This is a genomic window from Microcoleus sp. S36b_A4, from assembly GCF_036700645.1.
Lineage (GTDB): Bacteria > Cyanobacteriota > Cyanobacteriia > Cyanobacteriales > Microcoleaceae > Microcoleus.
In genome coordinates this window covers 25,810-46,560 of sequence record NZ_JAUBPI010000018.1, presented here as the reverse complement: position 1 = coordinate 46,560, position 20,751 = coordinate 25,810, and the positions used below count along the sequence as shown (strand labels likewise).

The 20,751-nt window shown below is 45.8% G+C and carries 22 protein-coding genes; 14 read left to right on the top strand and 8 right to left on the bottom strand.

Going from position 1 to position 20,751, the window contains the following annotated elements:
- Positions 1–78: 78 nt before the first annotated feature.
- Entirely contained in the window at positions 79–369 is a 291-nt protein-coding gene (locus QUA03_RS08270) for a hypothetical protein (RefSeq protein WP_333211165.1), read from the bottom strand.
- Positions 370–409: 40 nt separating this feature from the next.
- Here QUA03_RS08270 and QUA03_RS08265 point away from each other — a divergent pair, with 40 nt between their 5' ends.
- From QUA03_RS08265 to QUA03_RS08245, 5 genes are all read left to right on the top strand, one after another.
- Positions 410–1,315 (top strand): D-hexose-6-phosphate mutarotase, encoded by a 906-nt coding sequence (locus tag QUA03_RS08265; protein ID WP_333211164.1) that lies wholly within the window; start codon positions 410–412, stop codon positions 1,313–1,315.
- 331 nt (positions 1,316–1,646) lie between these two features.
- Positions 1,647–3,173 (top strand): phosphomannomutase/phosphoglucomutase, encoded by a 1,527-nt coding sequence (locus QUA03_RS08260; protein ID WP_333211162.1) that lies wholly within the window; start codon positions 1,647–1,649, stop codon positions 3,171–3,173.
- Between the two features lie 52 nt (positions 3,174–3,225).
- Positions 3,226–3,453, top strand: coding sequence for a hypothetical protein (locus QUA03_RS08255; RefSeq protein WP_333211160.1), 228 nt, complete (start codon positions 3,226–3,228; stop codon positions 3,451–3,453).
- Positions 3,454–4,284: 831 nt separating this feature from the next.
- The gene (locus QUA03_RS08250) at positions 4,285–5,226 is read left to right on the top strand and encodes a M23 family metallopeptidase (protein WP_333211158.1); all 942 of its coding nucleotides are present in this window, start codon (positions 4,285–4,287) and stop codon (positions 5,224–5,226) included.
- 208 nt (positions 5,227–5,434) lie between these two features.
- Positions 5,435–5,971 carry a late competence development ComFB family protein gene (locus tag QUA03_RS08245; RefSeq protein ID WP_006631395.1) on the top strand — a complete coding sequence of 179 codons (537 nt, stop codon included), beginning with the start codon at positions 5,435–5,437 and terminating at the stop codon, positions 5,969–5,971.
- 228 nt (positions 5,972–6,199) lie between these two features.
- Here QUA03_RS08245 and psb29 read toward each other — a convergent pair whose 3' ends face one another.
- Complete coding sequence (psb29, locus tag QUA03_RS08240; protein WP_333211156.1) at positions 6,200–6,913, bottom strand: photosystem II biogenesis protein Psp29; 714 nt, start codon at positions 6,911–6,913, stop codon at positions 6,200–6,202.
- 471 nt (positions 6,914–7,384) lie between these two features.
- Here psb29 and QUA03_RS08235 point away from each other — a divergent pair, with 471 nt between their 5' ends.
- Positions 7,385–8,005: a chromophore lyase CpcT/CpeT gene (locus tag QUA03_RS08235; RefSeq protein WP_333211155.1), complete on the top strand. Its 621-nt coding sequence runs from the start codon at positions 7,385–7,387 to the stop codon at positions 8,003–8,005.
- A gap of 245 nt (positions 8,006–8,250) precedes the next feature.
- Here QUA03_RS08235 and QUA03_RS08230 read toward each other — a convergent pair whose 3' ends face one another.
- A complete protein-coding gene (locus tag QUA03_RS08230; RefSeq protein ID WP_006631392.1) occupies positions 8,251–8,613 on the bottom strand; it encodes an STAS domain-containing protein in 363 nt (120 codons plus the stop codon).
- Positions 8,614–8,670: 57 nt separating this feature from the next.
- Positions 8,671–9,714 carry an oxygen-dependent coproporphyrinogen oxidase gene (gene hemF / locus QUA03_RS08225; protein WP_333211153.1) on the bottom strand — a complete coding sequence of 348 codons (1,044 nt, stop codon included), beginning with the start codon at positions 9,712–9,714 and terminating at the stop codon, positions 8,671–8,673.
- Between the two features lie 281 nt (positions 9,715–9,995).
- On the opposite strand from hemF, the gene QUA03_RS08220 reads away from it, so the two are divergent.
- Both QUA03_RS08220 and QUA03_RS08215 read left to right on the top strand, forming a co-directional pair.
- On the top strand, positions 9,996–11,066 hold the full coding sequence (locus QUA03_RS08220) for an Mrp/NBP35 family ATP-binding protein (RefSeq protein WP_006631390.1): 1,071 nt from the start codon (positions 9,996–9,998) through the stop codon (positions 11,064–11,066).
- Positions 11,067–11,197: 131 nt separating this feature from the next.
- On the top strand, positions 11,198–11,389 hold the full coding sequence (locus tag QUA03_RS08215; protein WP_015175937.1) for an NAD(P)H dehydrogenase subunit NdhS: 192 nt from the start codon (positions 11,198–11,200) through the stop codon (positions 11,387–11,389).
- A gap of 67 nt (positions 11,390–11,456) precedes the next feature.
- On the opposite strand, the gene QUA03_RS08210 is transcribed toward QUA03_RS08215, so the two are convergent.
- Positions 11,457–11,597 (bottom strand): hypothetical protein, encoded by a 141-nt coding sequence (locus QUA03_RS08210; protein WP_333211151.1) that lies wholly within the window; start codon positions 11,595–11,597, stop codon positions 11,457–11,459.
- Positions 11,598–11,712: 115 nt separating this feature from the next.
- Here QUA03_RS08210 and QUA03_RS08205 point away from each other — a divergent pair, with 115 nt between their 5' ends.
- Positions 11,713–12,381: an HAS-barrel domain-containing protein gene (locus tag QUA03_RS08205; RefSeq protein WP_333173180.1), complete on the top strand. Its 669-nt coding sequence runs from the start codon at positions 11,713–11,715 to the stop codon at positions 12,379–12,381.
- Positions 12,382–12,573: 192 nt separating this feature from the next.
- Here QUA03_RS08205 and QUA03_RS08200 read toward each other — a convergent pair whose 3' ends face one another.
- On the bottom strand, positions 12,574–12,837 hold the full coding sequence (locus tag QUA03_RS08200) for a peptide ABC transporter substrate-binding protein (RefSeq protein WP_333211149.1): 264 nt from the start codon (positions 12,835–12,837) through the stop codon (positions 12,574–12,576).
- A gap of 115 nt (positions 12,838–12,952) precedes the next feature.
- Between QUA03_RS08200 and QUA03_RS08195 the strand changes: the two genes are divergently transcribed.
- Both QUA03_RS08195 and QUA03_RS08190 read left to right on the top strand, forming a co-directional pair.
- The gene (locus QUA03_RS08195) at positions 12,953–13,189 is read left to right on the top strand and encodes a helix-turn-helix transcriptional regulator (protein ID WP_333173917.1); all 237 of its coding nucleotides are present in this window, start codon (positions 12,953–12,955) and stop codon (positions 13,187–13,189) included.
- A gap of 99 nt (positions 13,190–13,288) precedes the next feature.
- Entirely contained in the window at positions 13,289–13,591 is a 303-nt protein-coding gene (locus tag QUA03_RS08190) for a Rieske (2Fe-2S) protein (RefSeq protein WP_333211147.1), read from the top strand.
- Between the two features lie 205 nt (positions 13,592–13,796).
- Here QUA03_RS08190 and QUA03_RS08185 read toward each other — a convergent pair whose 3' ends face one another.
- Entirely contained in the window at positions 13,797–16,697 is a 2,901-nt protein-coding gene (locus tag QUA03_RS08185; RefSeq protein WP_333211146.1) for a TIGR02921 family PEP-CTERM protein, read from the bottom strand.
- Positions 16,675–18,261 carry an exosortase O gene (gene xrtO / locus QUA03_RS08180; RefSeq protein WP_333211144.1) on the bottom strand — a complete coding sequence of 529 codons (1,587 nt, stop codon included), beginning with the start codon at positions 18,259–18,261 and terminating at the stop codon, positions 16,675–16,677. The genes QUA03_RS08185 and xrtO overlap by 23 nt, the downstream gene beginning before the upstream one ends.
- A gap of 127 nt (positions 18,262–18,388) precedes the next feature.
- Here xrtO and smpB point away from each other — a divergent pair, with 127 nt between their 5' ends.
- The 3 genes from smpB to QUA03_RS08165 all read left to right on the top strand — a co-directional run bounded on the left by smpB (position 18,389) and on the right by QUA03_RS08165 (position 20,510).
- Positions 18,389–18,856 (top strand): SsrA-binding protein SmpB, encoded by a 468-nt coding sequence (gene smpB / locus QUA03_RS08175; protein ID WP_006631384.1) that lies wholly within the window; start codon positions 18,389–18,391, stop codon positions 18,854–18,856.
- A gap of 710 nt (positions 18,857–19,566) precedes the next feature.
- Positions 19,567–20,283, top strand: a complete 717-nt coding sequence (locus QUA03_RS08170) for a tetratricopeptide repeat protein (RefSeq protein ID WP_333211142.1) — start codon at positions 19,567–19,569, stop codon at positions 20,281–20,283.
- A complete protein-coding gene (locus QUA03_RS08165; protein ID WP_333211140.1) occupies positions 20,280–20,510 on the top strand; it encodes an Osc7112_2153 family protein in 231 nt (76 codons plus the stop codon). The genes QUA03_RS08170 and QUA03_RS08165 overlap by 4 nt, the downstream gene beginning before the upstream one ends.
- Positions 20,511–20,751 lie beyond the last annotated feature (241 nt).

Sequence of the window (20,751 nt, the reverse complement as noted above, 5' to 3'; positions counted from 1 at the left end):
ATAAAGGCTTTTTTGATTCTGCGATCGCCTCAAGTACAAGGCACGTTCCCATCGCCGTGACGTGATTCGATGCGAACGCTAGCGGATGCAGTCAGTCGGATAGTGCTCTTTGCCCTGTTTTCGGCGTATTTCTGGCAATTGTCGCCTGAAATCACCCTCGAAGAGATGCGGAGTTTTGCAAATGCGCCGTCTTTTGATGAACTGCTGCATTAGCTTGCTTACAGAGAACTCAGTAAGGTGTGTCGGTGGGTTCGATCGCACATCGCCTCGCGATCGGTTGGCACTCCCAATTCGTTCCTCTGAGTGCATCGTGGTGTCGATCGCGCCTTCCCTCGTCCAACCCAACAATCTAATCAATCTAGAAACCATAATATCGGATAATTGTAAAGCAATTCACCAAGCTAACAGCATGAGTATTGACCAATTAAACACAGACTACGGCATTGCCGGGAACCTCACCTTCGCCACGGGAAACGGTGGTTTCCCGATGATTCACATCGACAACGGTCAAGCCAAAGCCTTAATTTCTGTGTATTCCGGTCAAGTTCTCTCCTTTCAACCCGCCACCGAAACCACAGACTTGATGTTCGTCAGCGACAAAGCCTACTACGCCGAAGGGAAAGCCATCAAAGGCGGTATACCCATCTGTTGGCCCTGGTTTGGCCCCGATCCCGAAGCCTTGGGGCGTCCGAGTCATGGGTTTGTGCGGAATCGCCTCTGGAATGTGCTGGAAACCGCCACAACCCCAGACGGCCCAACCAAAGTCACTCTCGGACTCAAGGATACCGATGAAACTAGAGCAATTTGGCCCCAAGCCTTTGAACTGGCGATCGAGATTACGATCGGTACCAGCCTCACGGTAGAATTAATCACCCGCAATCTAGGCGACAAAGCATTTCCCCTCACCCAAGCTTTCCACACCTATTTCCAAGTCGGCGATATCAACCGCGTGCAGGTTTTAGGCTTAGAAAATAGCCAGTATCTTGATAAAGCCGATAGTGGTGTCGAAAAAACTCAAGTGGGTGCAGTGGTAGTAACAGGTGAAGTCGATCGCATTTATCTTGATGTCACCAATGAATTAGTCATTGACGATAGCGCCCTCAATCGTCGAATTCGCATTAAATCATCGGGTAGTAAATCCGTCGTAGTGTGGAATCCCTGGGTGACAATTTCTGCAAATATGGCCGACCTTGATGATGCAGATTATCAGCGTTTACTCTGCGTAGAAACGACCAATGCAGCTACAGATATTGTGGAAGTTCCCGCTCATGGTGAGTTCCGCTTGCAGGCCATTTACAGCGTTGAACGCGGCTAAGGAATTAGAGCTTAAGCTTAGCGGTGATGGGGCCAAAATTCCAGTAAGCTGTTCAACATTTCAATTGGATATTTTGGGCGTTGCTTAAATCCCACCCACAAGACGGGGATTGTTTCTTTAAATACAACTTAAATGCCGATTAGCTGATTGAATTGAAAAACTCTGTCACCGTAATGACTAATAACACCAAATTCTAGATTTCTCCCGTCTTTATTTCTTAGTCCGTGAAAGAATTTCGGCGAAGCTGAGTCGAACCGTCTAGCGGCAAACGAAAGTTTGTACGATCGGTTTCAACCGCCGACTCCGATCTTTTTACTTACCATCAATTATTATGCAAATCTTCAACTGGACAAAACTTCAAAATGGATCAGACATTCGCGGTATCGCCCTCGAAGGCGTTCCCAATGAAACAGTCAACCTAACGCCCGAAATTGCGACAATCTTAGGTAAATCCTTTGTCAGTTGGCTGGTGCAAAAAGTCAATAAGCCAGCGGCCGAATTAACGATCGCGATCGGGCGTGACAGTCGCCTATCAGGGCCAACCTTAATGCAAGCAGTCATGGAGGGAATCGCCTCAGTTGGTGCAACCGTGTACGACTTTGAAATGGCCTCAACCCCCGCCATGTTTATGAGTACCATTACTCCTGGTTTTGATTGCGACGGCGCGATTATGCTCACTGCTAGCCATTTGCCATTTAATCGAAATGGCTTAAAGTTTTTCACCGCCAAAGGTGGGTTACAAAAGCAGGATATTACAGATATCTTAACACTAGCCCAAAGCAATTACTTTCAGCCCGCCTCATCGCCCGGTAAGATTACAAAGCATGATTTTATCTCAGTTTATGCTAACCAATTTGTCACCAAGATTAGGGAATCAGTCAATCATCCCGATAATTTTGAGCAACCGCTAACAGGATTAAAAATTGTTGTAGACGCAGGAAACGGTGCTGGCGGTTTTTATGTTGATAAAGTCTTAAAACCTTTAGGTGCTGACACTACGGGGAGTCAGTTTTTAGAGCCCGATGGTACTTTCCCCAATCATGTGCCAAATCCCGAAGATAAACAGGCAATGCAGTCAATTTGTCAAGCGGTAATTGAACACCAAGCTGATTTTGGGATTATTTTTGATACGGATGTCGATCGCAGTGCTGCAGTCGATCAAGTTGGCAAGGAACTCAATCGCAATCGCTTAATTGCCTTGATTTCGGCGATCGTATTAAAAGAACACCCAGGCTCTACTATTGTCACCGATTCTATCACCTCCGATGGCTTGACACAATTCATAGAACAAGATTTAAAAGGGATTCACCATCGCTTTAAACGCGGCTACAAAAATGTGATTGATGAGTCGATTCGCCTCAATGAAGCCGGACAGGAATCATGGCTGGCGATTGAAACCTCTGGACATGGAGCTTTGAAAGAAAATTACTTTCTGGATGATGGCGCTTATTTGGTCAGCAAATTATTGATTGAATTGGCTAACTCAAAGCTAGCAAATCAATCTTTGCCGGATTTAATTGCGAATTTAAAAGAACCCGAAGAAAGTGCAGAATTTCGGATTAAAATTGGTGTGGATGATTTCAAGGCTCACGGCTATCTGGTTATTGAACAACTGCAACAATTTGTCTCAACGCAAGCAGACTGGAAAATAGTTCCCAATAACTACGAAGGTCTGCGAATTTCCTGCACTTCAGCTAGCGAATCCGGCTGGTTTCTGTTACGCTTATCACTCCATGATCCGGTGATGCCTTTGAATGTGGAGTCGAATGTTAAGGGTGGTGTTGCTCACATAGTGGCTCGGCTTTTAACTTTTTTCCAAACCACAGAATCCCTTAATTTTTCGGCACTATCGATCTAAGTTTTACTCGTGTCAGACTATTAGTAAACCCAACCCAAGGAGGAATTTCATCATGTGGCTTTTAACCATACAATGTTCTGCTGAAAGCTGGGATACCCATTCCAAAGCTTTCAAGGCCATCGCTGATAAATATCCGGCTACGCCTCTTTCTTCCAAAAAGATGAAAGGATCTGGTCAACGCATCATGGAATATCAGCTTGAGAATGTCAATGATGTAGAGGAATTTATGGAAGAATGCTTAACCTTAGATGGTTTCACCGCTACCTTTGAATCCCTATAATTCTAGGTGATCAGATTATAGCAAGTCTCAATTTTTCTCTCATACCATTTTAGATGTGAGATTTTAAAATTGGGAATCAATACTATTTTGCCAAAAACAGGCTAAAATAACTATAGAGTTTGAAGAAGGTTCGCGGAAAGTAAACGGCAAAGAAAGAATTGATTTAACTGCTCTTGAGTCAAAAATAATTCTGTTGTAGCGGCGTGAACTATAACTAATACTAATTGTTGAAAGTTATGTAATAGTAGCTAGGACTGATAAAATATAATCATCCAGTTATATAGCCATCCGATCTGAGTCTCAAAAGATAATGGTTCCTTGTCTTGCTAGACTTCTTGTCTAGCAAGGACTTCAATTTTTCGGAAGCGAGAAAATCAATTAGGATTGCTATAGATGAAGAGTGTTTCTGTTGAAACCTGGGCTCTCCTATATTTGTAATGGAAACTGTAGTGTGAGCGTCTGCCTCAAGCAGGCTTTTCTCCGCGCACTACGGGAATTTTTATTATTCTTATCACCTCAAGTTAAGCATTTATTTAAGTTAGTCTCTCATCTCCAAATCTTTGACCGAAAGCATCCAGGATACAAGCCCCCGGATTCATTCCGAAAGCAGACTCAGTATCCAGAAATAAAAAATCTGTATCTGATGAAACTTGCCGCCCGAATTTATCCGTGGGGTCAATGCTTCAATTCTAAAATCTAAAATCTAAAATCTAAAATCGATTGACCAAGCTTTTTACCTAAAGCTTTTTCTCTCGACTTATTGCGGATTGCTATAGTTAGTCTAGATAGTTAAAAATATATCAGCGAGACAAAGATTAAGGACACCTAGTGATGATAATGACTGTGAGTCGAGGCAACGGCGGGCTAAGTGCCGAAATAGTTACGGGTCGGATTTTGCGGTGGGGGCAGTTGAAAGCAAACAAGTTAACCACCAGTTCGATCGGGGGAATTGTTGCTGGCTTTCTGAGTTTTGCCCTGCCGGTGCAAGCTTTGCAGGTAGTTGTGACGCCGGCCAATCCCCAACTGGGAGATACGCTGTCAGTAATGATTCAAGTTGACGGTAACGGCGGGGAAACTCCAACAGTTTCTTTACAGCAAAAAAACTACCCTGCGTTTCCGATCGGCAACGGCCGCTTTCGGGCCCTGTTGCCGACGACGCCGGTAGAGAAACCCGGTGCCCGCCAAATCCAAGTCGCAGGTGACGGACAAGTGCAGAACTTGAGCGTGCAAGTGCGCGATCGAAATTTTCCCACTCAATCCATCTGGCTACCGCCTGGGAAAGACGAGGAAGGTACAGATGCTGAATTCGATCGCGTAGACGCATTTAAAGCACTCGTGACACCCGAAAAATTTTGGGACGGCAAATTGTTGCGCCCCAACTCCGGCGAAATTACCACTATTTACGGGGTGCGACGCTATTATAATGGGGTATTTGCTCAAGACTACTACCATCGCGGCGTGGATTACGCGGGTGCTTCCGGTTCCCCTGTAGTGGCACCAGCAGCCGGTCGGGTGTCTCTAGTGGGACGTGAATCGCAAGGCTTCAAAATCCACGGAAACGTGGTTGGTATCGACCACGGTCAGGGCGTAGCAAGTATTTTGATGCACCTCAGCCGGATTGATGTCAAGGAAGGCGATGTCGTGAAAGCCGGTCAAGTAATTGGTACTGTGGGGTCAACAGGGGCTTCTACAGGCCCTCACCTGCATTGGGGACTTTACGTGCATGGGCAGTCCGTCGATCCTGTACCTTGGCGACTTCAGGGAGTTGAGTAGGAGTTTTTACAGGTTTTGACGGATTTATCAGTCAATTATGGGGTAAGTTTGTGGCTAGGGTGTGCAGATAACTGTGATGGGTTATCAGTATTGAGTTAGGATTTGTATAAAATTTCTCAACTCAACTCTCAAAACTCGAATCTCAAGACGCTAACAATCGCGTCTTCACAAAACTTTATTGATGATGCCGTTGAGCGGGGACGCATATATGAGTATTGAAAAAATTGTTGAACAGGCTTTGCAGGATGGCTATTTAACGCCGTCTATGGAAGCTGAGGTGGGACGGATCTGCAATACGGCTTCGGAATTGTCGATCGAAGAGTACATGGCTCTCGATCGTCTGATGGGTTCTTTGTTGACTGGCGAAGTTGTAGTTCTGCCACGCAAACAGTTCATCAACGTGATGGAAGAGTTGGTACTCAGCGATGCGATCGCTAGAGTGGCCGAAATTGAGGCGACGAGCGACCTGAGTTTGGATGTGGGAGATATTGCAGCTTATGCTTTAAATAGGCTGCCACCTCTGTACGCTACGACGGAAGAGGGAGCTCACTTTCAAAGGGCTAGGGCTAAAGAGCAACTTCACGATTTGATTTCCAAAGAAGTCAACGCAGCGATCGCCCGCAACTTGGATCGGCCCGACACCCCAAACCCGACAGCTTTGGGCAAGTCTTCGGGAAACGAAGTTCTTTCACAGCTAAGCACTTGGCTGCAAGCTAACGCCACTAATTTTGAGCCCCAGCCTTAGTACCACCCCAACAGTTCTATTTTGATTAAGTCGATCCCGCTCAATTCAGAAAGCGGGATTTTTAGTTTCTGAGCCAGCAAGATTCATCTGAAGGCAGAAGCCAGAATTCAAGAACAAAAAATTAAAATTTAAGAGTTTTCTTTATTTGTTGCCTAAAACAAAAAATTCTCTCTTCCTTCTTCCTTCCTTCTTCCTTCCTTCTTCCTTCTTCCTTCTTCTTTCAAACGATTAATTGTTGCTGTCAGAAGACTCACCGGAGGGGCCAGCGGTAACTTTTGTTTCTCGCTTTTCGCGTTTTTTTCGTTCCGCTTGGATGACATCTTGAAGCACTATTCGTGCTTGGGCCATTTTTTCCAAATTGCTGCGGTACAAATCTAAATCTTTGCTAACTTTGTCTTCTGGCAGGTGCAAGGCTACACAGACTTTAGCGATCGCGTTGTTTCGCGTTTCTTGGTCTTTTACTAAGTTAGGATCAGCTTTTTCTAACAGCGAGAACAAACCGATCGCGAACAAGCGACTGTACTTAAATTGAGGGTTGCTGGCGATCGCCCCTAAAGACGCTTGCAAATCTGCTGTATCTTCAAAGCTGGTAGAGCGATCGAGCCACGAGAGCAACTCTTGCCCCGAAAGTCTATCTGCCAAGCTTTCCAATCGCTGAGCGTCTTGCTTGTAGCGCTCTGGATCGTCTTCTAGGGACTTGCACAAAGCGTTAAAAATCGAAACTCTGTCGGCTTCTGGGGCGTACCCAAGCATGAATCGATCAAAAGCTGTCACTACACCCAAAGCATAAATCGGGTCGTATTGAAAATCGGCATTCGCCGAAAGCAGGTGCATTTCTACCATCAACTCTTCCACCACTCGACGGTAAATTGAGTTGATCGGTCGAGTGTGAATCGTATAGAAACTTCGCTTAGTATCTGAAACAGTACGGTTATTGTTCACCTGAGTCTTATAGATAAATAATTTTGCCGTAGCGGGCGTGCCAGCGCGGCGTGAGTAAAGTCGGGGGAGTCAGTCGATTTTAGATTTGAGATTTTAGATTTTAGATTTACCCCACAGATAAATCTGGGAGCTTGAACTTTGGTCTAAAATTTTTATCTTTCCACGACTTAAGTACGTGGCACGGTATCCGTTGTTGGGCTGGGTCAATTCTGCGATCGGTCTGACAAAAAGTGCCAGTTTTTTAAGCGTTGCCGCCTCCTTGCGAGACAAAATTTTATCAAAAATATTTTACGCGCGATCGGCAGCAACAATTAATATGTCGCAATATGAGGGAAAAAACCCAGTATCTTTACAATCATAGCTCTTCTGGGATCGCTCATAAATCTCATCTTCTGACTTGCCCAGCCTTGATATGGTCTTACATATCACAATAACTTTTTCTTGTCAATCCCTAATCGTCAAAAAACAAACATGACAATTTCTCCTGAATTAATAGCTTTAGCCCAGTACATGGCGGGCGAATTTGACAACCGAGAACAAGCGCTAGCAGAGCCGGCGTGGTACGTCCACCTTCGTATGTGGCAAAGACCACTACCCGTTCCTTTATTTTCCGAACCCAGCATTGCCCTGTTTGCCGAACAAGCCAACATTTTGGAATTAGACAAGCCATACCGCCCCCGCATAGTGCAACTGAGGCACTCACAGATAGCGCCAGGACTTATTGAAGCTCAGTATTATATGTTCAACGACATTACAGCCGTCAAAGGAGCCGGTTGCAACCCCGACTTGCTTGGAAAGCTAACGAAGGAGCAAATCCAACTCCTTCCCGGCTGCACCCTCTCGGTTGCGGTGCAAAATTTAGCCTCAAACGGCTATCGATTTCGGGCATCTTTGCCGGAGGGCACTCGCTGCGGCTTTGCCTACGGGGGGCAAAATTACCAAGTAGACTTGGGATTTGAAGCCGCAGGCGAGGAATTCCTCAGCTACGACAAAGGAATAAGCCCCACGACAGGCCAGGCTATCTGGGGAGCTTTAATGGGTCCTTTTAGATTTGTCAAGCGTCAGGATTTTGCTCCTGAGATATTGGTTTGAAGCAAGAAGCAACAAGAAACAAGGAAGAAAAATATAGCTATCTAGGATAGAAGGCAAGACTTTACCTTGACCTATTCTTCTACTTTAGTGTTTTGGTGAACCTCTCAACCTCTCAAGAAAGGAAGAAAGCATAAGGAAGCTGGCAAGAATTTACCTGCTTCCTGTTCTTGTCCAGGGTTCCGGCGCATTTTGTGAGCCTCAAGCTTAAGTTGCGCTGACATCGCAACCGATGCAAGCGCGAGTGGTCAACTTGCGCGCGGCACCCCCTCTAGAGCTTCTTCTTCCGTTTCAAAGATTTCAAACACAGAATCCATCATGGTGACTTCAAACACCAGTTTGGCTTCGGGATGAACATTGCAAATGCGGAAACTTCCCTTAACTTTATCCGCATCCCGCATACCTGCTACAAGTGAGGTCAGGCCAGAGCTATCGATAAAGTTAACCTGACCAAGATTCACTACAACATGGCGGCTAAGTTTGGAAATACACTCTTGCAACTTGAGGCGGAATTGCCAAGCTGTAGTGATGTCCAACCGTCCTGTCGGTGCTAAGACGATAACTGTTGTACCGTCTTGAAGCGTGTGGGTTTTTTGATCAATATGAATCACTGACCCTTCCCTCAAATTTATTATCTATCGCGGTGGTTACTGTCCCAGTAGTTTAACTCAGGTCGGTGACTGCTGAGGCATCCAATTCGCCCAATCTTGCGGTTTTAAGAACTTGGAGTAGAGTTCGGCTTCGGGAGAGTTGGGTTCTGGCTCGTAACAATATTCCCAGCGTACCAAAGGTGGCAGGGACATGAGAATCGATTCCGTGCGTCCGTTGGTCTGCAAGCCAAAGGTCGTGCCTCGATCGTACACCAAGTTAAATTCAACGTAACGGCCGCGGCGGTAAAGTTGGAAATTACGCTCGCGCTCGCCGTATTCTTTCGATCGGTGCTTTTCAATAATAGGGGTGTAAGCCGGCAAAAATGCCCGGCCACAATCCTGTACGAAGGCGAACAGCGACTCCCAAGTCCTAGGTTCCGGCGCCCCAATGTTGTTGCTGCACTCAGCCGCCTTGCCTTTGACATGATGGTCGCGGTAAAGCGGGCCTTGAGCGCTTTGGTAGTCAAAAAATAGGCCGCCCACCCCGCGGGTTTCTTGGCGGTGGGGGAGGTAAAAATATTCGTCGCACCAAAGTTTAAATGTCGGATAATATCCGGGATGGTGGCGATCGCAAGCTGCTTTCAGAGTTTTGTGAAAATGAGCTGCATCCTCAGCCAACGGGTAATAAGGAGTCAAATCCACACCGCCGCCAAACCACCAAATCGGCCCAGCCTCAAAATAGCGGTAATTCAGGTGAACCGTAGGCAAGTAGGGATTGCGGGGGTGCAGCACCATCGAAGTGCCAGTTGCATAGAAATCGTGACCTGCGGCTTCTGGGTGCTTTGCCAGAATCAAAGCCGGCAAACTTTCGCCCCACACTTGGGAAAAATTGACTCCACCTTGTTCAAAAACATTGCCTTCCCGCATGACGCGAGAACGTCCGCCGCCACCTTCGGATCGTTCCCAAGCGTCCTCCTTAAATTTGCCAACGCCATCGAGCTGTTCGAGGGATTGACAAATTTCGTCTTGTAGGGTTTTCATAAATTGGCTGACTCTAGCTCTAGAGTCAGCGGGCGGCAAAAACGGGGAAGTGGCGGTTTTAAGTGTTGTAGAAACTGTCATCCGATTTTAGATTTTAGATTTTAGATTTTAGATTGAAGAATTGCGACCACGGATCAATTCGGGGATTGTGACCAAATTGCTTTCGGTCGTAGAAATTCTTGCCGATCGCATTTGAGTTTGAGCTTGACCGTGAGTCCCAAATCCAGTCGTCATGTAATTATGCCACCGTAGGTCGGCAAATGATCGCTATGAAGTTACATTAAAAAATAGCAATAAAAATATACTTAAACGTGCGATCGAAAATTCGCTAACCCAATTGCAGAGCTATGGTGGAGAACACAATGCCCAATACACTCGATGTTAGTTCAGTCTTAGAAATCCTGCGACCCGTGCAAGACCCCGAACTACAAAAGAGTTTGGTGGAATTGAACATGATTCGTAACATAAAAATTGACGGCGGTGTCGTCAGTTTCACCTTGGTGCTGACAACACCTGCTTGCCCGCTGCGAGAATTTATTGTCGAAGATTGCCAAAAAGCGGTCAAACAGTTGCCAGGAGTCGAAAAAGTGGCGGTGGAGGTGACAGCCGAGACGCCGCAGCAGAAGGGAGTGGTCGATCGCCAAGGCATTGAAGGCGTTAAAAATATTATCGCAATTTCCAGTGGCAAAGGTGGCGTCGGCAAAAGCACGGTGGCGGTAAATGTGGCAGTAGCGCTGGCGCAAACCGGCGCTAAGGTGGGTTTGCTGGATGCCGATATCTATGGGCCCAACGACCCGACAATGTTGGGTCTGGGGGACGCGAAAGTGATGGTTAGGGACGGAAAAAGCGGGGAAAGCCTCGAACCCGCGTTTAATTACGGCGTCAAATTGGTGTCGATGGCGTTTTTAATTGACAAAGACCAGCCCGTGATTTGGCGCGGCCCGATGTTAAACGGGATCATCCGGCAGTTCCTCTATCAGGTGAATTGGGGCGATTTAGACTATTTGATTGTCGATATGCCTCCGGGTACTGGAGACGCGCAGTTGACAATGGCGCAAGCGGTGCCGATGGCTGGTGTCGTGATCGTGACCACGCCACAGACTGTGGCATTGTTGGACTCTCGCAAGGGGTTAAAGATGTTCCAGCAGTTGGGAGTGTCCGTGTTGGGAATTGTGGAAAACATGAGCTATTTTGTGCCGCCGGATATGCCCGATAAGCAATACGATATTTTCGGTTCCGGTGGCGGGGAAAAGACTGCTGCTGAGTTGGGAGTGCCGCTGTTAGGCCGCATTCCGCTGGAAATTCCGTTGCGGGAAGGTGGCGATTCGGGGGTGCCGATCGTGGTGGGGCAACCGGGTTCTGCTTCAGCTAGAGAGTTGCGGGCGATCGCGGGCCGCATTGCCGGTAAAGTTTCCGTAGCAGCTTTAGCCTAACAAACTCTCGTTTCGGGGCTTTGCCTCGCGTCTTCCGGTTGAGGAAGATTTGCCTAGTTCTCAGGCTCTGCTTGGGAACTAGAAACGAGAAAAGGTAAACTATAACCAGCAAACTTAACATTCAAAGAATTATGATTTTTCCAGGTTCGGCAGTTCGAGTTAAAGATAAGGGTGAGATTTACTACGCCTTTCAAGGACAAGTCCAGCGAGTTAGCGACGGAAAGGTCGCGGTACTGTTTGAAGGCGGGAATTGGGACAAGCTGATTACGTTCCGCTTGTCGCAGTTGGAACTTGTCGATGCTACGGCTGGTCGCGCGAAATAGTCCGTTGGTTGTTGACAGTTGTCAGTTGTCAGTTGTCAGTTGTCAGTTATTGTTTATTAGTACCCACTTACAAATAATAATAAATAACAACCAACTGCCAACTGACTAATATCAATTCCGGCTGCGCCGGAATGATATCAAATCCGCGCTTCATCGTCGGGCGTAAAGTAGAATCAAGCTGCCAACAAATAATTCGCGCAATTTTCATTTTTTTGACTCACAGTCAACAGTCAACAGTCAACAGTCAACAGTCAACAGTCAACAGTCAACAGTCAACAGTCAACAGTCAACAATGATTCCGGTTGCACCGGAATCGATATAATATGCGTTTACCTTTACCCCAATTTGCTACAAAAGAGCGCCATCCCGATCGCATTGCTGAGGTGATCGAGACGGCAACTTCGGAGTTTTTGGCTCAATGTTTGGAACCGGAAGACTTAAGCTTTCCCGTGATGCCGCCTTTTGGGAGTTGGGTGAAGGCCGAGGATGAAGAGTCGAAAAATCAAATTTACGGCGTGGTTTATTACGCTACGACTAGCCCGATCGACTCCGTGCACAGAGCTCGCGCTTTGGGTTTGTCGCTGGAAGAGTTGCGGGAAGAACAACCGCAGATTTTTGCGATGCTCAAAACCGAGTTTCGAGTGGCGATTGTGGGGTATGAGGCTGCGCCGGAAAGGTTGAACGGCCACGGCCCATCTAGGGGTAAAATTTATCAGTATTTGCCGCCGCGCCCGCCGCAAATTCACCAGGCGGTTTATCGCTGCGAACCCGATGAGGTGATTGATTTTACGGTGCAGTTGGATTTTTTGAGGACGCTGCTGGGGGTGGCTAATGCGCCGGTGGATGCGCTGACTGCGGCGGCGATTCGGGAGATTTATCAGTTGCGGATGCGCGATCGATCTTGGTTGGTGGAAGCAGGGAGGAGTTTGAGTGTTTTGCTGAAGGATGATTATGACAGGTTGAGGGTGATTTTGAGTCAGATTCATCCGTAGGGAAAAGCTGAATAGTATGTTTGAAACCGATCTTCAAATATTGAGGCGATCGCACCAGCCAGACTCTGGTATTTGATCGGCCTTACAATTAAATTGAGAAGGAAGAAACGATCGCACTTAATTTAAAATGCGATCGCCCCCTTCAGTTTTGCAGAACACTGCGTCTGATGTAAAAGAGCATTTTTGCCCAATTTAATCTAAAGAAACATAGCGAATCAAACTCCGCATGAGCTTGCCGATAGTCGGGGCAGGTAAAATCTGCGACCATTCTTGAACTGCTGCAAAACGACGCAAGTAAAGTGCGCTAACAATTTTATCGATTCCCTTCTGCGAGCCAATCACGAGGATCAGCACAGGTTCCCGGTCTGGTTCAGCAGGCACAGGATTTGGCTGCGATGTCGGCGATGTCGGGATGTCGTTGATATCTGTGGAAACAAAAAGCTGTGTTTGAGTCATTGCGGTCTATCTCCTCGATCTAATAGGTGCTAATTGTCAACTGCTTGCAGTGTAGCGCATTAGATGACAATCAGCAACGTTTACAGGAGGGTGACTCTCTGACACAATCGGGAGCATGGGAAGAGCAGGTAAAGCCCTCAAAAAAATATTAGAGGCATACGATATCAGTCAATATCAATTGGCGGCAAAGATGGAAATCGATCGCTCAAACGTTAGCCGTTGGGTGAGCGAAGAACGAGACCCATCTGCCGAGGCGGTATTTGCGATTAAGCAAGCGTTGCAGACCTTCAATCGGGAGGCGGCTAATGAATTCGTCAGGTTGTACCTGGGAAATGGCGAGGAAAACGATTAGGTTATCAGGTGTGGATGAGACCTCACCCATCGCCCTTGCTGCATTCAAGGGCGATCGCCTATTAGTTTGCAATCATTTATTTAAAGCGAGAAAGATTATATGTGGGTAGAGATAACAGGGGTCCATCAAGTTCCCGAATGGGGTGTGTTGAAGGTAAAAGTTGAGGGGACTTCGCTGATTTTGAATCGTCAAGGGGTGAATGTCACTTGTTACCGCAATGCTTGCACTCATTTAGAATATCCGATCGACATGGGTAAGGTAAGCAGCGGTATCATTACCTGTCCGTTTCATAAGTATCAGTACAAATTAGATAGCGGTAAATGTTTGAATGCACCCGCCGATTCCCTCGAATCTTATCCGGTAAAGATTGAGGGCGATCGCGTTTTTGTAGACATAGATTAGTTATGCGTTAGTCCTTAAGTCCGACAGGGGTTTAAACCCCTGTCTCATAACTCAAGTCGTCTCAAGACGACTGTAGATTAGTATTTGATATCAAGTCCGGTTTAAATACCCCCTCACTCTCTTAGTCTGCGGAGGCAGACTTTGTTTTTTTAGTAGCCGTTCCAACCGCCGAACCATCGAGGGAGTGGCCAACCCGGATTTACTTTCAACCTACCATTTTCGCGCGCCGCTGACGGAGGAAAATGACCAAAAGCCCGATCGCACCTACCGCCAACAGCAACCATTCTTCCGGTTCAGGAACCCCCGAAACATTCAGAGGATTATTCGGCTTACTCAACTCCTCCTTACCGGATTCTACCTCTCTGTCAAATCGATCGCTCTTAGCTTCCGCTGCTTTTAATTGCTCCCTTTGCGCGTCATTAACTAACACAATCATCGAAGAATAAGGCGTCACCACTTTGAAATTTTTAGCTACCGCGTGCATTGCATCCAGTTGCGTCAATTGATTTGAACTTTTCTGCTTGCTAAGTGCAGTTATCAACTGCCGCGCAGCTATCGGTTTAAAGCCTTCATTTCCGGCATTTTTCGGCTCTGCAACTGTCGCCGATTTGGCGGTTTTTTTCGACTGCGGGGTTTTGGCATAACTCCAAGCATAGCCGTCAACAACGCTAACTGTAGATTCGCCCGAAGCTGCTGTGGTTGCTACTCGCTGCATCGCCTCTTTCATATCTGTAGAAACTCCGCCACCGCTATCTTGAATGACCTTTAAAGTTGCGTCGTCGTAGCCGGGGGGCAAACCTCCCAAATGCACTGTCCATAGGGGTGAAGAGATGGAAAGTTTAAGTTTGCGATCGTCCGATAATTCGTAACTATGGCGATCGCTCACCAAAAATACTGTATCGTAACTTTTATCGCCCCGCAACTGTGCAAACTGTTGCAGCATATCTTTGAGCTGGATTGTACCGTAAAATGTCACTTTTGCCGCATCGAAATTGCGTACATCTTCCACAAACTTAGGTGGCATTCCCGCAGCGCTGGCGATATACAAATCAACACCATTTTTGCCTGCTGCATTAGCTTTCAACCATTCAAAAGTCTCTTTTACTTCCTTACTTTCCGCCGCCATGCTGCGGGAAGTATCGAGAATAACTGCAAATTTTTTGCCTTGCGGTAGCGAGTAATTTGCATCAGCCAGCGGCTTAGCAGAAATGATATTTCCTCCCGCTAGAATCGCCTGCTGCGCTGTTAGCGGTTGCTGTGCGGCTGCGGGCAAAAAGGGTGGCAGCCAAGTTTCTCTTGCTTCTTTACCGCTGTATTTTACCTCTTTTTCGGCGATCGTGCGGCGAGTATTTTGGTTCCAAAAAATGTTGCGTTTTTCAGCCAAAACAGGCATCGCCCAACCCTGCGGCTGGCGCATGACTTTGTAAGTAAGCCACAGGTGCATTTCCGTTGGCCCGTCAGTTTGGGTAAATTCTCGTTTTGCCGGGATTGGAAAAGCCCGCAAGCGGTATTGCTTGGGACCAATTTGTTCTAGCAAAGCCGGATCTACTCTTTCTCTCACCTGTTGATTGTAGACTTGTTGGGCTGCACCGCGAGGCGATACGGTAAATACAAAACGTTTGTTTAAATCCCCAGTATCTCCCAGCCAAACTCCTGTAACTGCGGCGCTTTCCGGCAGCGAAAAGTAGTAGAATACTTCTTGCAAGTTCGGCGTTTGATTTTTGTAAACTTCGTAGAGTTGAACGTCAGCCCAGTCGCCGTTTTCTTTGACTGTAACTTCTTGCGACTGCAACCATACTTTTTCTTGATTGACATTGAGCAAACCAGCTTTAGCTTCTTCCCGGTTTGATGTGGACTGTACTGCGTGTTTTACTGCTTCTGTGTCGCCTTTTTGCAGTTCCGTATCGAAGAATTCGCCGTAGAGTTTTTCGGCTTTTTCCACATCAGCACTAGAGCCTTGATACAAAAACGGCGACATTAAAAAATTATAGCTGTTCTGCAAAGTTTGAGCCGCTTCGTCAGGGAAAATCCAAATATTTTTGTATATCTCATAAATGTGGTTGTTTTCTCCTACAGTGCTCAGGTAGCGGTAAGGGGACAAATAAGCGTTAACTAAGCCCGATCGAATCATATCAGACTTGGCTAGTAAAGTTTGGCGAACCGTGTCATTTGCGGGTGGAGTCGCCAGCATTTTCATTACTGCAACTTGTGGCTGCTGCTGCAAAGCCGAGAAAATAGCCAGCCAAGCTGCTATGACTCCCAAACTTCCCATTAGCGCTTTATTTTTCCCGTATTGTGCAGCAAAACTCTGCCATATTTTCCGTCCGGAATGAATGTATAGGAAGCCGTACAGCGAAGGCATGACAACGAATAAGCTACAGGTTAAACCAAACAATATAAATGATAGCGGTATCCAAATTAAAGCCGAGGCCCACGCCCCGTATTTAAACATCTCCAGAAATGGTGAAACCCATGTAAACTTGAAAAATTGAATGACGACAAATAAAAATCCATAAAGTGTATACAATGCCACAGGTAGAGCGTAATAAAGCAGTAATGTTGCCGCCCAAATGCCAACTACTACCATTAAACTGTGACATCCTAGTTGCAGCCACGCACTTCGTTTTTCTCCGATTAACATGAAAAAACGAGGCTGTTGATTATGGGAATTCGGGGAATCGAAAATATTTTGCACATTTTCTCTTTGACCCAGATATCCGTACAGCATTTCCACTGAAAATGCTGCAATGCACAAAGCAATAGTAGCGATGATTTGAGAACTAGCTGGGGTGAGTTCTCGTAGCAGGAACAAGCGCAGCAAACAAAGCAAAAATAGCGGTGCTTCTACGCCGTAAAACCAACGCATTAGCTGTAGGGGTTGCTTGCGAAAACGCCTAGCTCCTATTACAGTACATACAGTGGGTACTGCGATCGTAGCTGCCATCGTCAAAGAAAACTCTAGCGGGATAGTGCCATCGATTGTCGCCTGAATTAAGGGCACTCCTAGAAGAGGCAAAATTCCCAAGTAAACAATCGATAAAAATGTCAAATTCCAAACCCAAAAAATTGTTTGAAAAACTCCATCAAATACCTGTTTGATTTTCATTCATTTCTCCTTGTAAGCTTTGTTTAACGGTATCGTAGACGTTACCAGCAAACTCTTTTACATCATTATTTTCTGCTTGTAGGGATCTGTCAAATAAAATGGAAACTAGCACCCAAGTATGATTTTTATGGGTAATATCGCTGCCGATGCGCGACAAGAAGTTATCGGTAGTTTTCTGGGTCGATTGCAGCCAGTATGCAGCAGATAGTTGGTTGTCTTTGAGAGACAGCCATCGGGCTGTTACTGAAAGAGTTAATTGTTTTTTTTCTATGCGATTGACGGGAATTCCGCTCGCTACAAAACACAACTCGGGGGCGTGATAAGTTTGCCAGGATGTGCTCGCTACTGTGAGCATGGAACCGCGCAAGTTGCCGGCGATAAATCTGATTTTTTGTGTTTGCGTGTCTGGATAGTTGCCAAAGAATTTTTGTTCGCTAGGATTCAGGGGAATCGACTCTGATTTAATGTATTCAGGCAATCTTAAAGGTGCGATCGCCATTTTTGACGTTTCTACATGAGACAGTTGAGCCATGACTGCCAAAACTATGACTGCGGCAATTATTCCGGGTTTGGCTAAAGGGTGATTCTGTAGTATTTCTGAGTTTGATTTTGCAGAAATACCGCTGCTTTTTTTGGGCTGAAATTTCGGTACTCGTTGCAGCATTAACCAGGTCACAAAAGAAGCACATACTAAACCGACAATTCCCAGAGGAACGTGAATAATTTCTGCTATTTTTGGCTGGTTAAACACTTCTGAGACCAGGACTAACACGGCAACCCGCGCAACGTTAGCACATACCAACATGAACAGATTAGCAGCGCCGATTGCTAGCCATTTTAAACTCAATTTACGCCCTTCCAGCCAGGTGGCAGCCAGCAAAAATAGCGTTCCCACTAAGAGGGTTTTAATGCCGCTACAAGGCACGTCAACCTGAGCGATGCCGTTTTCCAAAACGATAATATCGTAAGAAGAAATAGCCGCAACGTGCAGCATAGAGAGCAACTGTTCTACTACCTGAGCAGTAAGCACTCGCGCTGGCAAACCTAAGCCGCTATTCAACTGACTATTAAATGGTAAAATACAAGCCAGGAATCCCGCTATTGGCAAGTTTTTTCGCCAAAAGTTCGGCTCCACCAATAAGCCGCACAGCCCGTAAGTTCCGAGGATAAATAGCAGGACAGTAATTTGTTTGATATCAATTATGTACTGAAGGGCGATCGAGCAAATACCCGCACCCAACATCAACAGCAGCGGATATCGCCTCAAAACGAAATTGGGTGAAAATCCCGGCGGGCGAGCCTCTTCGTGGGCTGCGCTAACGCAGTTCCCGCTCGATCGCACTACTAATGCTACAATCAGGAAGCCAATTACTATTTTATATAGTGTGGGTATCTCAACAAACGAGGATAACAGCCACTTAACAGCCGAGATATTGGCCCAAAACCAAGCAAGCGCCAGCAAAAAAGGAGCCAGCCCAACCAAATTAACCGCAGGATGAGGAGTAACAGAATCTGGAATTGCAGAATCAGTGATATTGGTGCGCTGCATGATACCGCTTGACATTCACGTTGGTGACATCTTAGCTCAGCCAAATTGGTAATGTCCAGACCGATTATTTAAGTTTTGTCAAGCTTCGATTTTCTCTACAGAGAAGCTAGCGTTATAATAATTAATCTTAGCGGAGGTAAAAATGAGCGAAAAAAGCCCAGGATACAAAATTGTTAGCGATAACCGACAAGCGCGCCATCTCTATGAAATTATAGAGACATACCAAGTGGGAATCGAATTAAAGGGAACCGAAGTCAAATCAATTCGGGAAGGAAAAGCCAATTTGCGGGACGGATATGGTTTAGTTCGGAACGGGGAACTGTGGCTAATTAACGTTCACATTTCGCCTTGGAGAAGTGCTAGTAACTATTTTAATCACGAACCCCGCCGCACCCGTAAATTGCTGATGCACAAGCAGGAAATTCGCAAATTAATCGGCAAAGTGGAAGAAAAAGGCTTGACTTTAGTGCCGTTAAAAATGTATTTGAAAGGCGGCTGGGTAAAACTTGATATCGGTTTGGGTAAAGGGAAAAAACTGTACGACAAGCGCGAAGATTTAAAGAAACGCGAAGACAAGCGGGACATGGAAAGAGCGATGAAGCAATTTTAGTCATTAGTCATTAGTCATTAGTCATTAGTCATTAGACCTTTCCTAAAAAGAAACCAAAACCTTTGCTACTCGAAGGTTGAAATTTAGTCTCTGGAGATGTTTATTAGTCACCAGTCATTAGTGATTAATGATTGGTGATTGCTGATTATTGATTGATTATTTTAAATCGAGTTCGGTTAATTACTCATCATAAAATTGTTCGATATACCCCGTTGAGAATTTTGAGGACTTCTATCCTCACTACAAACTTAATTAGAGTTATTTCACCGCAGTCCATCTTACAGAAGATTCCAAGTTGAGGAACTACACCCCAGCTCGTTCCATCCCCGTAGGGAAATGGCCCAGGGTAAGTTCCTACACTTCATAAACCTGGAATACGCTGTATCTGCTCATACTGTCGCATACTGTCGATCGACTGACCGTCAGCTAAGTATTATTACTTAGGCAAGGCGAACAGTTCCACCTTCTTCCTGCTTCCCGCTTCCTTTTTCCTGAAAATATCCGGATGGCTTGTGGAGTCTCAGGAATGATTAACCTATGCTCGAATACATCTAGGTAGTGGGAGCATTACCCAAGCATTCGGCTGTGGACTGACAAACTCTTATAAGAAATGGGCTCAAACCTGAGTCATTTCGTTTATATGCCATTAGGGTGGCAATTAAATCTGGAAAAAAAATATCGCTCAACTCTCAAGTTAAAAAATGCTAAAAATGACACCATTAGCTAACATTTTCAATGCTATGAAAGAGCCAGGAAAAAAGCATCAGAACTCCAAGTTGGGAGCCTTTTTGCTGATGCTAGCTGTAGGCTTTGGCGGCTGGCAAATTGGGTTGCCGGAACTGGCATCTTTTTTTAATAATATGGCTTTTGAAAACTACAAAGCCAATCGATTCGCTGATACTCAACAAGCATATGAGTTAGCGCTCTGGGTAGATCCAAAAAGCCGAACAGCTCTTTATAATTTAGGATGGCTTTGCGAAGAGGTGCAAGATTTACAATGCGCCCGAGGAAAATATCTGCAAGCTGCAAAACTCGGTCTGCCTGCTGCTTACAGCAACCTGGCTAGATTATATATAGTTGATCAAAAAAACTATCCGGCTGCGGTTCACTTCCTGTGGCAAGGTTTGAAATTAGCTGAGGACGATCAAGTAAAATATTCTTTACTCAAAAACTTGGGATGGGCTCGCCTGGAACAGGGTCGATATTCAGAGGCATTGCAGCATCTGGATGAAGCGATTAAACTTGATAGTGAAGGACCAGCAACTTACTGCTTAAAAGCGCAAGTCCTAGAAAAAATGAAAAATACTAAGGCAGCGCTACCGCAGTGGAAAATTTGTCTAAAGTATGCGGATTCTCAAGAATTCGATGAGGATATATGGATAGGGATGGCACGTCAACGATTAAACGAGGAAAAAACAAATAAATGAAACGCACAGTTTTGTTTTCATCAACCATACTGGCAATTATAACGCTGCTGAAGCTAAGTCAAGCCTCAACAGCACTGCCAACTCCTTCGACTCTTAAAATTACAGTTAATGAATCAGTCGAAACGCCGTTCGACTCCAATCAAGCGAGGAGGCGGCGGTGCAGAGATAGAGATGGTGGAAAATATCCGTGTCCCAGATTCATCATGCCTTCGGATAGCGAAGCATAAGAGTTATTTTCAATGAATTTTGTAGAGTGTACCATCACCACTTTACAGCAACAGGTATGTAGTATGTAGTAGTATGCAGGGTGCCCCGTCCGCACCTTATAGCATTTGAGATTTGAGATTAATAATTGAAGAATTGGAAATAACTTATGGCGATAATGGTTTGCAGCTTGCATAAAGCTGCATTCTTTTTTTGCACTGGTATAACTCTTAATCATTGCTGTATCGGCTATTGCTGGAATCC